This is a genomic window from Sorangium sp. So ce367 (genome assembly GCF_051520455.1).
GTDB lineage: Bacteria > Myxococcota_A > Polyangia > Polyangiales > Polyangiaceae > Sorangium > Sorangium cellulosum_B.
Map to the genome: position 1 here is coordinate 8,563,819 of NZ_CP150334.1, position 14,489 is coordinate 8,578,307.

A 14,489-nucleotide genomic window follows, 5' to 3' on the forward strand; every position below is an offset into this window, starting at 1 on the left:
GCTTGCCAGGATGGCAGTCCCTCAACAGCGGATCGACACCATGTCGCGAAAGCCGCGGTAATCCGCTCCGGAACCAGGCCCTTCTCGGCGTCTTCGGCCCTCCGCGCGCGTGGCTGGCTACGCCCGCCGGCGCCGCCGCGGCGTAATAGATGTCACCGGTGGCCGCGATGTGCTCCTGGGCCAGCGCACCCCGGTCACTCGAGCGCTCGAGCCTGCCAGCTCCAATGTGCTCCGAGCACCGACGGCGAGCTCAGCGAAGCGGCCACTGCCGAGCCCGCCCCCCAGGACGCCTGCGCCTCAGGGGCAGCGCGGAGCTGTGTACTCGCCGCTTGGATCGGTTTCCCAGAGCGAGCCCACGCTGAGACGGAAGCGCACCTCGGCCTCGTCGATTGAGAGGATCTCGAGCGTGCCCGGTCCAAACGACCCACCGCCCCACGGGCAGTCGTCCGGCTGCGGAGAGTAGGGCTCGCCCGTCTCGCTCATGTGGCTATAACTGACGAGCGCTGGATCCTCGAGATCGTAGACGCCGACCTGCTGGTAGGCGCTGGGCAGCACGATGCTCAGCGCCCAGTGCCCGCCGCAGGTGAGATGCGTGGTCGGGGAGCCGCACGAGACACCGAGATCCGATGCACGAAGGAAGAGGTCATTGGGATCGAGCGCCGGGCCGCCGCCGCCCGATCCGCTGCTGCCTCCGACGTCACCCTGGCTCTCCCAGTACCGGTCCCAGAGCACCTCCATCTGAGCCCGCGTCAAGGCGACAGCCGGCAACGCATCACCTGGCTCAGCGTCGCCCCCGGAGCTGCCGCTGCCCGCAGTGTCGATCGGGCCGCTCTCGACCGGCGGATTGGCGGGGTCGTTCGAACCGCTCTCGCCCGACGGATCGGCGGGGTCGTTCGCCCCGCCGTCGTCCATCGCGCCCTCGATGAAGCTCACGTCACAGGCGGCCAGCAGGAAGGGCGCCAGGATCCACAGCATGGAAGCGTTCTTCGTCGTCATGGCGTCCACCATTGCACGACCAGCGCCAACCTCATGGCAGACGAAAACCACGGCCAAACGACGGTGCAACACGCAACCTGTGCCGCGGGTGTGCCAGCGTGCGCCTGGACGCCCTGGCACCGTCCTCCGGTTGTGCCGCCAGATCCCTGGCGTCCCTGGGGGGCATCGTCACCACGATGAGGGATGAGCGACCGCGCGCGCGCTCGTCCGTCGCACCCCCGGCAGCGCCGGGGGTGCGAGGCGCGAGCTCACCACGAGGTCAGCTGAGCTTCGATCCTGTGTAGAGTCGCCTGCTCGTAATCGTAGGCGAACCCCAGCAGCTCAGCCTCGCTCCAGTGAGGGCCGACGAAGATCAGGCTGAAGGGAGCTCCGTCGCTGTATTGACCAGCGGGCACGACCACCCCGGGCAAGCCCGCGATGTTGATCGCGGACTCCGTCGTCGCGGGATAGGTGTCCGAGCCAGCCAGCTCCGGCACCGTGTCATAGGTCTGCGGAAACGCGAGGCCGTCCAGATCGTGCGTCGCCATCACGGAATTGAAGACGTTCACGTACTGGTCCCGCAGCGCCCAGAAGCCCGACAGATCGGGCGCGTCCTCGGGGAAGAGCAGCGAGGCGGCCAGCACGGGGAGCTCGTCGACGTACCAGGACAGCGGCCCTCCGACGGGATCGAACGGAGATATCCCCGTGAAGGCCGCCAGTCCGTCGATCGAGCCGACGATGGTCCCGCCGACCTTGACCCCCTTGAGGTAGCGCTGGAAGTCGTAGGCCACAGACTCCGTCCCTCGCATGTCATAGGGCTCATTGGGCAAGGCCAGAGCGGCGAAGCCGCTCCCGGCGAAGGGATCTTCGACAACGATCGCGCCTTCGTCCTCCAGCTCCTCGATCGTTTGCTCGTACAGCGCTTGCGTCTCGGGAGACAGGCCGCCGTTGCGCCACCCTGAGCCGTACAGGCCGATTCGCTTTCCGCAGAGGGCGGTCTTGCTCAGCTGGCTCGTGTAGCCCCCCACGGGCAGGTGTCCATTGGACAGGCTCGTCTTGGGGTCCTCGGGGGAGTAGCCCGCGAGGATATCCATCACCATGGCGGCGTCGCGGACAGTCCGCGCGATGGGGCCCACCACGTCCCTCGTGCTGCCGGCCAGGGGCACGACGCCGGCCGTGGGGACGAGGGCGAACGTCGGCTTGATGCCGACGAGGCTCTGCGCGGCCGCAGGGTTCTGGATGGATCCCCCCGTCTCCTCCGCGAGGCCAAGCACGGCGAAGTTGCCGGCCACCGCCGTGGCTGTGCCGCTGCTGCTCGCCCCGGGCACCAGGGTCGGGTCCACGGCGTTGTAGGTGGGCCCCGCCCAGCTGCTGTTCGCTCGGGTGCCGTCGTCGCTGAAGGCCGGGATGTTCGTCTTCCCGAGGATGATGGCCCCGGCGGCGATCAACCGATCGACGACGACGGAGTTCTTGATGGGGAGCAGATCGACACCGCCGGCGACCTGCGAGCTGAGCGGAGCCCAGCCCGCCGTCGACGGCAAGCCGACGTGATCCATCGACTCCTTGATGACAACGGGGATCCCGGCCAGGGGGCCGAGGGCCACGCCGTTCCTGCGCTTCCTGTCGATCTCGCGCGCCTGCGCGACGGCGTTCGGGTTGAACGAGGTGAACGCGTTGTAAGACGACTCGTACTGCGCGATCCTCGAGAGATAGGCGTTCGTCAGCGCCTCCGCCGTGTAACGGCGCGTCAGGTACGCCCACTGCACCTTCGAGATCGTGAGCTCAGATACGTCGATAGCGGGGGCGCCAACGGAGGCGGTCGCACCATAGGTGGTGCTGGGAGCCCCTGCGGCAATACCAACGAAAATGGCTGCTGCCAAGGCAGCGCCAGATAGAATGTTCTTGTTCACGATGGACTGCTCCCTCTCACTTCAGGACATCGACCCTATGCCGGATGGACCTCCGCCGTCGGGTGCCGATTCGGAACCTCGAGCTCGAATCACACGAGCACAGCGGACCAGAGCTCGACGAGGCATGGAATCGTCGCGCTCCGTTCGATCAAGGCCATGTGATGGCGCCCGTCGCCGAGGACGAATCGCCAACCCGTGACAATGACAACACCAACCCGTCCAGCGAACCAACTGGCTCGCACCATCTCGACGGTTCGTCGAGAGCCAATTTAGCTAGGATGTACAGCGGCCTTGAGCAGAAGATTCTTCGTGGCTTTTTACCAGCCAAGCAGGTGACACAGAGACAGAAGATGCGCGCCTTGAACGCGGTTGCTCTCCTACAAAGATGAAGAATATGCGAGAGCTAGGCGCATCATACTTCATGTAAGATATAGCAAGTCGGGGTTCGGTGGCAAGTTGATGTTCGAATTTTTTGAATAGCTTGGGATTGTCGCTGCCTCCCTCGTGCTCCATGTCTAGCTCTGGCCGCGCTGGCCGCGCTGGCCCCCGCAGCGCGGCTTGCTGGCACGCACCGTGCACCGTGCCCCCGACGGGGCGGCGCATCGCCGGCAGCGACGGAGCAGCCTTGTGACCGGCTGTCATCGTCGTCATGGCGGCCAGCCGACGGTCAGCGGAGGCCTGCCCCGGGGTGGGAGAGCATTCTTTGGAACCATGGGTTCCGCTCCCCCTGGAAAACACCACCCAATCAACAGCTCACGCACCCATCGAAGGGGGCCTCCTTATACATACTCCACAGCCTGCGGACGCTCGTCCACGTCGGCCCGGCTTCGCCCCCGGCGGGCGATGCTGCAGAGCCAAGCGCCGCGCGGCGCGCCGGCACACGTCACACGTCGTCCTCCCATGTCAGAGAAGTCGTCACTTGATCTGAGCTGCTTACGGAGGATCAGAACACCGGTCTCGAGGAACAGAGACAGGCCTCGATGGGAGACAGGACTCAGAATCCGTCACAAGAAATCGCCCAATGGCTCCTCGCCCCTGCTGGACGGACGGCGGTGAGGCTGGCCACGGACACGGGGGCGACGCTCCGCGCCTCCCCGCACGTCGACCTCGACGGCCAGCCCCGGCGCTCGCCGTGGACTTTCACGGCCCAGGACGCCGATACTCGAGGGGATGCAACCAGGGGAAGTGCTCGGAGGCCGCTTCGAGATCGTGGGCCGGGCGTGCGCCGGCGGCATGGGGGCGGTCTTCCAGGCGGTCGATCGGCGCTCGGGCGAGGTCGTTGCCGTCAAGGTGTGCCTCGACGACCAGAAATCCGGCGACGAATCGCGCCTCTCTCGCGAGTCCAGGGTGCTCGCAGAGCTCTCCTGCCCAGGTATCGTGCGCTACGTCGCGCACGGGCTCGGCGCCTCGGGCGCACCGTGGCTCGCCATGGAGTGGCTCGATGGCGAGGATCTCGAGCAGCGGCTCCAGCGCCAGGTGCTCACCGTGGACGAGGCGATCGCGCTCATGGTGGGCGCCGCCGCCGCGCTCGCGGCGGTCCACGCGCGCGGCGTCGTTCACCGCGATCTCAAGCCGAGCAACCTGTTCCTGGTGAACGGCGACGCCGCGCGCGTGAAGCTGCTCGACTTCGGCATCGCAGGGATCCCCGACGCCACGCGGCTCACGCGGACGGGCGCCTTCCTCGGGACCCCGGCGTACATGGCGCCAGAGCAGGCCCGGAGCGGGCAGGACGTCGACACGCGCGCCGACGTCTTCGCGCTCGGCTGCGTGCTGTTCGAGTGCCTCACCGGCCAGCCGGCCTTCTGCGGGGCTCACCTGATGGCCGTCCTCGCGAAGATCCTCCTCGACGAGGTGCCGCGGATGAGCTCCATGTGCCCCGGCGTCCCCCCCGCCCTCGACGCGCTCTGCGCCCGGATGCTCGCCAAGAACCCGGACGACCGCCCCCGCGACGGCGCAGAGATCGCCGCGGCGCTCGAGGCCATGGGCGTCTCCCCGCTGTCGCGCGCGCCGTCGGAGCCGCCGCCTTCGAACCTGCGCCGCCAGTCCTCGCTGACCCACAAGGAGCGGCGGGTGCTCTCGGTGGCGCTGATGGGACCCGGGCCGCGGCTCGCCGCTTCCCCGGGGCGGGCCGACTCCGAGACGGTGGTCGCCGTCGTATCGCCGGAGCTGCGCCGGGAGATCGAGGCGCTCGGCGCGTGCCTGGAGCTCCTGGCGGACGGGTCGATCCTGGTGATCCTCCTGGGAGCGGGCGTGGCGACGGATCAGGCCGCGCAGGCGGCCCGCTGCGCGCTCCTGCTCCGCGCCGCCGGCGGGGACCGGCCGGTGGTCCTCACGACCGGCCGCGTGGAGGTCACGGGCGGCCGGCCCGTCGGCGACGTGATCGACCGCGCCGTCCGGATGCTGGCGCAGCCCACGGCGGCGCTCCCGGGCGCGCCGGCGGCAGGACGCGGGACGCCCATCGCCATCGACGAGGTGACCGCCGCGCTGCTCGACGCCCGCTTCGAGGTCGTCGAGACCGAGGCGGGCCTGTGGCTCCGGGGAGAGGAGCCGCTCGCCCGCGGCGCGCGCCTGCTCCTCGGCAAGCCCACGGCCTGCGTCGGGCGCGACTGGGAGGTGGCCACCCTCGAGGCCCTCCTCGCCGGGTGCATCGAGGAGTCGCGGGCGCGCGCCGTGCTCGTCACCGCGCCGGCGGGGCTCGGCAAGTCGCGCCTCGCCTACGAGATCATCCGCCGCGTCCGGCAGCGCGACGAGCCCGTCGCGGTCTGGATCGGCCGCGGCGACCCGCTCCGCAAGGGCGCCCCGTTCGGGATGCTGCGGCAGGCCCTCCAGGGCGCGTGCGGGATCCGCGACCGAGAGCCGATCGAGGCGCGCCGGGAGAAGCTGCTCGCGCGGGTGACCGAGCGCGTCCGCGCGGCCGACGCGCGGCGCGTGGCGGAGTTCCTCGGCGAGCTCCTGGGCGCGCCGTTCCCCGACGAGGACAGCGCGCCGCTCCGCGCCGCCCGCAAGGACGCCCCGCTGATGGGCGATCAGATGCGCAGGGCCTGGCTCGATTTCGCCTCGGCCGCGTGCGCCGCGCAGCCGCTCCTCCTCGTGCTGGAGGACCTGCACTGGGGCGACCTGCCCACCGTCCAGTTCATCAACGACGCCCTGCGCCGGCTCGTGGACCAGCCCCTCCTGGTGCTCGCCCTGGCGCGCCCCGAGGTGTACACGCTGTTCCCAGGGCTCTGGGCCCACAGGGATCTCCAGGAGCTCCGGCTCAAGGAGCTGAGCTCGCGGGCGGGCGCGCGGCTCGTGCGGCACGTCCTCGGCGACGGGGTGAGCGCCGAGACCGTGGCGCAGCTCGTGGCGCAGGCCGACGGCAACGCGTTTTACCTGGAGGAGCTCATCCGGGCGACGTCCGAGGGGAACCAGGGCGCGCTCCCGGAGACCGTGCTGGCGATGGTGCAATCCCGGCTGGAGCGCCTCGACAGCGCGGCGCGGCAGGTGCTGCGCGCGGCGAGCATCTTCGGGCGGGTGTTCTGGCGGGGCGCGGTGGAGGCGCTGCTCGGCGGTCCCGGCGGCCTCTCCGGGCTCGCGGATCACCTCGATCGCCTCGAGCGGCTGGAATGGATCGGCGCGCGCGACGAGGCGAGGTTCGAGGGAGAGCGGGAGCTCGTCTTCCGCCACGCGCTCGTGCGCGAGGCGGCGTACGGGATGCTCACCGACCAGGATCGCGCGCTCGGCCACCGGCTCGCCGGCGAGTGGCTCCAGCGCGCGGCCGAGCCCTCGGCCGCGGTGATCGCGGAGCACTTCGATCGGGGCGGCGAGCCGCTGCGCGCCGCCGCGTTCTATCATCAGGCCGCGGCGCAGGCGCTCGCCGCGAACGACCTCGTCGTGGTGCTCTCGTGGACCGGGCGCGCCATCGAGCTCGGCATCAGCGGCGAGGCGCGCGGCGAGGTCCTCCTGCACCGGGCCGAGGCGCACCACTGGCGCGGCGAGCTGGTCGAGGCCGCGCGCTGGGCGACCATGGCGGTGGAGGAGCTGCCCCGGCGCAGCGCGCCCTGGTTCGCCGCCGTGCGCGAGGCCGCGGTCGTGCTGGCCCGGCTGGGGCAGCACGACCGCCTCGCCAGCCTCAGCGGCGATCTCGCGGACGCCTGGACGGGAGATGGCGCGACGGGCCCGCTCCTGGCGGCGTCCGCGGGGACGGCGCTCTACCTGACGATCAGCGGCCTCTACGCGCACGCCACGCCGCTCCAGGCGCTCATCGACGCCGCGGCCGAGCGCTTCTGCGACGACCCGGCCGTGAGCGGGGTCGTCCTCCGCGAGCGCGCCTGGCGCGAGCTGTACGCGGGCCGGCACGGCTCGGGCCGGGCGCTGCTCGCGCGCTCGGTCGCCTCCCACGAGCGCGCGGGGAACCTGCGCCTGGCGTGCTTCTGCCGGCTCGATCTCGGCTTCCAGGAGCACCAGCTCGGCGCGTACGCCGAGGCGGAGACCATCCTGCGCGGCGCGCTCGCGGACGCCGAGCGCATGGGCCTCGACGGCTGCATGGCGGTCGCGTGGAGCACCCTCGGCGCGCCCCTCTGCCGGCTGGGCGCGCTGGACGAGGCGCGCGAGGCCCTGATGAAGGCCATCGCGTTCCTGGAGGCGCAGGGGGATCGCCGGCTCGCGGGCGCGTCGCGCACCTACCTCGCCGGGTGCCTGATGCGCGCGGGCGATCTCGCCGGTGCCGAGGCCGAGGCCCGGCGCGCCGTGGCGCAGCTGGAGAAGATAGGTCCGCTCGTCGTGCTGGCGCGGGCGACGCTCTCGGCCGTCCTGCTCGCGCGCGGCGAGACCTCCGAGGCGCTCGTCGAGGCGCGCGCGGCGGTCGCGTTGCTCGATCGGCTGGGCATGGTCGAGGAGGGCGAGGCGTTCGCCCGCCTGGTCTACGCCGAGGCGCTGTTCGCGGCGGGCGACCTCCCGGCGGCCCGGACCGCCATCGCGCACGCCCGGACGAGGCTCCTCGATGCCGCCGCCCAGCTCGACGATGCCGCGCGGCGCGAGCAGTTCCTCCAGCGCGTCGAGGAGAACGCACGCACGCTCGAGCTGGCGCGCGCGTGGATCGACGAGGGGGGCTCCACGGGACGACGAGGGGTCTAGCGTCTATCGCTCTTCAGGACGGAGGTACACGGGCGGCTCAGGCCGGCGAGATCGGCAGTTCCGTCGGAGAGCTCGTGGCCGCCGCGCCCTGCGCCGGCGCCGGCGCCGGCAGGGTCGGCCCGTCGAGCAGCGCTCCGACCGCCGCGAGCGCCGCGAGGAGGACGGCCGCCCCCGCCCACAGCGGGCCCGCGGCCATGTTCGGCGACGCGTAGAGGAACGCGATCGCGCCGAGCAGCGCCGCGAGGAAGAGCGCCGCGGCGAGCGCGCGCGCCCGGCGGGGGCGCGCCACGTCGTGAAGGACGTAATCCGGGTCGGTGCGCAGCGGGCCCTCGTCGGGCGAAGTCGCGGTGGACCGCCACTCCGGCGGCCGGAACCAGACAAGCAGCTTGCCGGAGAGGCGCGGCTCCGCCGCCGCCATGCGCGCGAGCCTCCGCCACGGGTCGACGTTGGCGCGCAGCGCGCTGAAGCTGGCCAGCGGCTGGACGACGCCGTACCGCGGGGGCGCCCCCTCGGCGCGGAAGGTGCCGAACAGCCGATCCCAGACGATGAGCACGCCGCCGTGGTTCCTGTCGAGATACGCGGCGTCGACGCCGTGGTGCACGCGGTGATGAGATGGCGTGTTCAGCACCCACTCCAGCGGACCGAGGCGGCCGACGAGCCGCGTGTGAATCCAGAACTGATAGAGGACGTTCAGCGTATACGTCGTGACGACCATCCCCGTGGGGAAGCCGAGCACGGCGAGCGGCCAGAAGAACGGCCAGTACAAGGCCCGCTGGAGCCAGCTCTGGCGCAGCGCGACCGAGAGGTTGTAGTCCTCGCTCTGGTGGTGGACCGCGTGCGCGGCCCACATGAAGTTCACCCGATGGCTCGCGCGGTGCGCCCAGTAGTAGCAGAAGTCGACAGCGACGAAGCAGGCCGCCCAGCTCCACAACGCGCCCTCCGGCAGCCGCGCGAGCGCGGCGCGCTCGAACAGGAAGAGATAGACGAGGACTCCGCCGCTCACGACGGAGACGATGACCTGCTGCCCGACCCCGCACGAGAGGTTGGCGAGCGCGTCGGAGAAGCGGTAGTCGCGGCGCCCGCGGCGGCGACAGAGCCAGAGCTCGACGCCGATGAGCGCGAAGAAGGCCGGCACCGCGAACAGGATCAAGCTCGGCGACATCTGCCGTCCTCCATGGAGCCGCCGCGCGGCGGATCGGCTCGCGTCCGCCCAGTCTAACCTGGAACCCCGCCGTCGCGCCCGGAGACGCACCACGCGAGAGGCGCCACGCCAGCCGGCCTCTTCCCTGTTGACGCTGAACCGTTTAAGTGGTCTGCCACGAGCCACGCCGGCGCGCGAGCGACCACCCGGAGCGGAGATTTGTATCGTCGCGGATCAGGGGGAGCTCACCGCCGCCGCCGGCGATGCCACCCCGCGACGGTGGCGCAGCAGCTCGGCAGATCCCTGCGAACCGGACGCGCGCTCCGGGCGGCAGGGCTCAGCGATCCGTGAGGAACGACACTCGAACCCCATGAGGAACCGACCATGAAGAAGACCGTCTTGCTCGCTTTGGGTTTGCTCTCCCTCGCCGCGTGCTCCTCCTCCGACCCGGCGGACCCCGCGCCCTCCGGCGGCACGGGCGGGTCCGGCAACACCGGCGGCGGCGGGAGCGGCGCGACCGGCGGAAGCGGCGCGACCGGCGGAAGCGACGCCACCGGCGGCGGCGGAAGCGGCGCGACCGGCGGAAGCGACGCCACCGGCGGCGGCGGGGACGGAACCGGCGGCGGCCAGGAGCTCGACTGCGCCCAGCAACCGGAAAAGTGCTACGTCCGCGCCGAAGGTAGTAAGCTCACGCTCGACGGGAAACCGTACAGGTATATGGGCACGAACTTCTGGTCGGCTCCCTACATCAGCCGCGAGCGCCTGCGCACCGAGCTCGACATCCTCGAGGCCCACGGCGCCCTGAACCTCAGGATCATGGCGCTCAGCGAGGGCGACATCCCCGCGGCGCAGCAGAACGATCAGAAGTACGGCCCGCAACGGATCTTTCCGGCATCATCCGACAAGCCGTGCGCCGATGCGCAGCTCGAGGCGTTCGCCGACAACCTGGTGACGGTGCTCGACGAGATGCACAGCCGCGGGATGAAGGCGGTGATGACCCTGAACGACTTCTGGCACTGGTCCGGCGGTATGCCCCAGTACATGAAGTGGGCTCACGAGCAGCCGACCCTCTCCTGCGGAGAGGACTTCAGCGCGTACCAGGTCGGCCTGACCCACCCCACGACGGGCGCTGCCCTGCTCGCGGCGGACCACCACGTGCCGTTCACCGGCTCGATCCGGTTCCAGCAGGGCACAGGCCAGGACTGCCAGGCCGTGGCCATCGGCGAGTGGGCCATCCCTCACTCGGGCACGCTCGATCCGAACACGAACCCGTGGCCCGACCAGATGGATCTCTCGTCGCTGTTCTTCTGCAACAAGAAGGCCCAGGAGTTCTACTTCAGCCGGGCCAAGGTCCTGATCGAGAAGCTCAAGGACCATCCGGGGATCATGGCGTGGCAGCTCGGGAACGAGCCGCGATCGTTCAAGGGCTGGGGCCCGCTCTTCAAGCTCTGGGTCGAGAGGAACGCGAAGTTCATCAAGGACATCGACCCGAACCACCTCGTCTCCATCGGGTCGGAGGGCGACCTGTCCTATAACTGGGGCGACTACGCCAACAGCGATTACAGGGCGTTCCACGACGTGCCCGGCGTCGATTACCTCACCTTCCACGTGTGGCCCGAGAACTGGGAGTGGTACGACCCGTCGCTGCCGATGGACAGCGCCGCCGACAAGGGGCTCCTGGCCGCCATCACCAAGAGCAACGGGTACATCGACGCGCAGCTCGCGCACGCCAGGGCGCTCGGCAAGCCGATCGTCGTGGAGGAGTTCGGGCTCGCCCGGGACGACAAGTCCGAGCCGGTCTCGTCGCCCGTCGCCAAGCGGAACGAGTATTACGCTTCCATGTTCGACGCCGTCGTCGAGAACCCGGAGCTCGCCGGCGTCAACTTCTGGGCCTGGGCCGGGATCGGGAGGCCGTCGGACGACGGCAACGACTACTGGCTCCTCGGCAACGACTACATCGGCGATCCGCCCCATGAGCTCCAGGGGTGGTACTCGGTGTACGATGACGACACGGAAACCTTGAATCTTATCATGAGCTACGCCGACCAGCTCAACTCGACGCAGTAGCGCCGGCGGCCATAACAGAGCCCCTATCCAATTCATCTCATGCGGAGGTCACCTTGATTCGTCGCTCCACCTTTCTCATGGCGTTGTTCTCGCTCGCGTTCTCGGCCGGTTGCTCGAAGCCGGAGGCTGATGGCGGCGCAAGCGCGAACAAGCCCGAGGCAACAGCCGCCAAGGGTGCGGAAACCAAGGGTCCGGAGAAGAAGAAAGACAAGATCACGATCGGCTTCTCCATGGATACCCTCAAGGAGGAGCGGTGGCAGCGCGACCGCGACCTGTTCAAGGCGAAGGCCGAGACGCTCGGCGCCCAGGTGCTCGTGCAGTCCGCGAACAGCGACGACGCCCTCCAGAACTCGCAGGCGGAGAACCTGCTCACGCAGGGCGTCGACGTGCTCGTTGTCGTGCCCCACAACGCCAAGACGACGGCCACCATCGTCGAGTCGGCGCACAAGCAGGGCGTGCCCGTCATCGCGTACGACCGGCTGATCCTCGACTCCGACGTGGACCTCTACGTGTCCTTCGACAACGTCAAGGTGGGCGAGCTCCAGGCCGAGGCCCTCGTGAAGAAGTTCCCGAAGGGGAACTACATCCTCATCGGCGGCTCCCCGACCGACAACAACGCGAAGCTCTTCCGCGAAGGGCAGATGAACATCCTGAAGCCGCTCATCGACAAGGGCGACATCAAGACGGTGGCGGACCAGTGGGCCAAGGACTGGCAGCCGGTCGAGGGCCTCAAGATCACCGAGAACGCCCTCACCAAGAACAACAACAACGTCACGGCGGTCGTCGCGTCGAACGACGGGCTCGCTGGCGCGGCCGTCCAGGCCCTCGGCGAGCAGAAGCTCGCCGGCAAGGTCGGCGTCTCGGGCCAGGACGCCGAGCTCGCCGCCTGCCAGCGGATCGCGGCCGGCACCCAGAGCATGACCGTCTACAAGCCGCTCAAGCTGCTCGCCGAGAAGGCCGCCGAGCTCGCCGTCAAGCTGGCGAAGAAGGAGCCCGTCGGCGAGAAGACGCAGACGGTCAACAACGGCAAGAAGGACGTCCAGAGCGTGCTCATCACGCCGGTCGCCGTGGACAAGGACAACCTCGCCGCGACGGTGATCGCGGACGGCTTCCACAAGGTCGAGGACGTCTACAAGGACCTCCCCAAGGACCAGTGGCCGGCCAAGTAGGCCCCTAGCTGGACATCCAGGGCCCGGCGAGCGCCCCGGCCGCCGCGAGGCGACCAGCCGCCGGGTCAGGTCCGCCCCTTCCCATCTGCGCCCGTCTCGACGGCCGCGATCATCAATGAGGCTCTTCGCCCGGAGAGCCACCGGCACGCAACATCCCCTCTCGCGCCGTATCCATGTGTCCGGCCGTCCCGGGCTCGGCCCCGACCCTCTCCGGCGCCGCCATCCCGCCTCACGCCGCGCGACGTCGCGCGGCCCCGCGCACGCCTCGCGCGGCGGCGCAGGTCCTGCGAGCGCCCGGCCCGGTCCCGGTGCGTGCCCGCGCTCATCAGCCCGCCGAAGGCCCCGCGAGCTCCAGGATCCGACCCGCTCCCCGAGGTGCTTCTGGAGCAGGCTCGTCAGCTATGCGGCCTGCTTCTTGCTGCGCGCATGCTCACTCGAGCACATCGCCGCATCCGAGGAGACCATGAGCGCCCCGTCGGTCCTGCCTGAATCCGATCCCGCACGCCCGGTCCGCGAGCTCATCGATGCAGCGTTTCCTGAGGCGCGCGTCGAGGAGATCACCCTCCTCGGACCCGACAACCCCTCGGGCCACGACCAGACCGAGAAGGCCGCCGGCTACGGCGTACCCCGCCGGATCACGGTGGTGAGGCCCGATGGCTCCAGACAGAAGCTGGTCCTGCACACGTCGACGGCGGACGCGTTCGGCCACGACAGGCGGGCAGATCGCGCGGCGGAGGCGCTGCTCGCCTTCGACACCTTCGGGTCGATCCCGGCGCACGTCGAGGTCGTGGACGTCGGCTCGCTGACGCGCGACGGTCACTTCCTGTCCCTGCGGGATGCGGGCGAGTTCTATCTCCTGACCACGTACGCGGAGGGAGACGTCTACGCGGCGGATCTGCGCCGGATCGCGAAGGAGCGGCGCGCGGGCCCCGAGGATTTCGCGCGCTGCGAGGCGCTCGCCAGGTACCTCATCGCCCTCCACGGCGCGAAGGGCGCGCAGCCGGGCAGCTACCGCCGCGCGGCGCGCGATCTCGTGGGCCACGGTGAAGGCATCTTCGGCATCATCGACGGCTATCCGGACGACGTGCCCGGCGCGCCGCCCGAGCGGCTCCAGGCCATCGAGCGGCGCTGCGTGGCGTGGCGATGGAAGCTCCGCGGCCGGGATCATCGGCTGGCCCGCACGCACGGCGATTTCCACCCGTTCAACATCGTGTTCGACGAGGCGTCGCGGCTCACGCTGCTCGACACGAGCCGCGGGTCCCAGGGCGATCCCGCGGACGACGTCACCTGCCTCGCCATCAATTACGTCTTCTTCGCGCTGGACGCGCCTGGTGCGTGGGAGGGCGGCTTCCGCGCGCTGTGGCGGCGGCTCTGGGAGGTCTACCTCGGCTGGGGCGGCGCCGCGGGGCTGCTCGACGTGGCGGCGCCGTTCCTCGCGTGGCGCGCGCTCGTGCTGGCCAACCCCGGGTGGTACCCCGCGGTCACGGCGCGGGCGAGGGACGCGCTGCTCTCCTTCGTGGAGCGCGCCCTCGACGCCCCGCGCTTCGATCCGGACGACGCCGAGAGGCTCTTCGCGTGAGCGGCGGGGTCGTCTGGATCACGGGGCTCCCGTCGTCGGGCAAATCGACGCTGGCCGCGCGGGCGCACCGGGCGCTGCTCGGCGAGGGGCGGGCGAGCTGCCTCCTCGACGGGGACGAGGTGCGCGACGCCCTGGTCCCGCGGCCCGGCTACGACCCGCGCGCTCGCGACGATTTCTACGAGACGCTCGCGCGCCTCGCGGCGCTGCTCGCGCGCCAGGGGCCGATCGTGATCGTGGCGGCGACGGCGCACCGCCGCGCCTACCGGGAGCGCGCCCGCGCGCTCGCGCCGCGGCTCATCGAGGTCTACGTGGACGTCGCGCCGGCGACCTGCAGGGAGCGCGACCCGAAGGGGCTCTACCACGCGGCCGGCGCCGGGGAGATCGGCGCGCTCCCGGGCGCGGGCGCCGACTACGAGGCGCCGCTCGCGCCGGAGCTCGTCGCGCGCGGCGGCGAGGACGAGGCGGCGCTCGCGGCGCTGATCGAGCGCGCGAGATCCTGGTCCGCCTCGGCGGGGGCGGGGCCGTGATAGACA

The 14,489-nt window shown here is 70.6% G+C and carries 9 protein-coding genes; 6 read left to right on the forward strand and 3 right to left on the reverse strand.

The window, feature by feature from the left end; all coding sequences use genetic code 11:
- Window positions 1-297 precede the first annotated feature (297 nt).
- The gene (locus tag WME97_RS32410; protein ID WP_437543144.1) at window positions 298-996 is read right to left on the reverse strand and encodes a hypothetical protein; all 699 of its coding nucleotides are present in this window, start codon (window positions 994-996) and stop codon (window positions 298-300) included.
- Between the two features lie 248 nt (window positions 997-1,244).
- Entirely contained in the window at window positions 1,245-2,741 is a 1,497-nt protein-coding gene (locus WME97_RS32415; protein ID WP_437543147.1) for an amidase, read from the reverse strand.
- A gap of 188 nt (window positions 2,742-2,929) precedes the next feature.
- Between WME97_RS32415 and WME97_RS32420 the strand changes: the two genes are divergently transcribed.
- Both WME97_RS32420 and WME97_RS32425 read left to right on the forward strand, forming a co-directional pair.
- Window positions 2,930-3,274, forward strand: a complete 345-nt coding sequence (locus WME97_RS32420) for a hypothetical protein (protein ID WP_437543150.1) — start codon at window positions 2,930-2,932, stop codon at window positions 3,272-3,274.
- Window positions 3,275-4,055: 781 nt separating this feature from the next.
- Window positions 4,056-8,000, forward strand: coding sequence for a protein kinase domain-containing protein (locus tag WME97_RS32425; protein ID WP_437543152.1), 3,945 nt, complete (start codon window positions 4,056-4,058; stop codon window positions 7,998-8,000).
- Between the two features lie 37 nt (window positions 8,001-8,037).
- Here WME97_RS32425 and WME97_RS32430 read toward each other — a convergent pair whose 3' ends face one another.
- Complete coding sequence (locus WME97_RS32430) at window positions 8,038-9,162, reverse strand: sterol desaturase family protein (protein WP_437543155.1); 1,125 nt, start codon at window positions 9,160-9,162, stop codon at window positions 8,038-8,040.
- Between the two features lie 363 nt (window positions 9,163-9,525).
- On the opposite strand from WME97_RS32430, the gene WME97_RS32435 reads away from it, so the two are divergent.
- The 4 genes from WME97_RS32435 to WME97_RS32450 all read left to right on the forward strand — a co-directional run bounded on the left by WME97_RS32435 (window position 9,526) and on the right by WME97_RS32450 (window position 14,483).
- Entirely contained in the window at window positions 9,526-11,208 is a 1,683-nt protein-coding gene (locus WME97_RS32435; RefSeq protein WP_437543157.1) for a glycoside hydrolase 5 family protein, read from the forward strand.
- A 77-nt stretch (window positions 11,209-11,285) separates the two neighbouring features.
- On the forward strand, window positions 11,286-12,377 hold the full coding sequence (gene xylF, locus WME97_RS32440) for a D-xylose ABC transporter substrate-binding protein (protein ID WP_437555531.1): 1,092 nt from the start codon (window positions 11,286-11,288) through the stop codon (window positions 12,375-12,377).
- Window positions 12,378-12,840: 463 nt separating this feature from the next.
- Window positions 12,841-13,956 (forward strand): phosphotransferase, encoded by a 1,116-nt coding sequence (locus tag WME97_RS32445; RefSeq protein WP_437543159.1) that lies wholly within the window; start codon window positions 12,841-12,843, stop codon window positions 13,954-13,956.
- Window positions 13,953-14,483, forward strand: a complete 531-nt coding sequence (locus tag WME97_RS32450) for an adenylyl-sulfate kinase (protein ID WP_437543161.1) — start codon at window positions 13,953-13,955, stop codon at window positions 14,481-14,483. The genes WME97_RS32445 and WME97_RS32450 overlap by 4 nt, the downstream gene beginning before the upstream one ends.
- The last annotated feature ends 6 nt before the right edge of the window (window positions 14,484-14,489 follow it).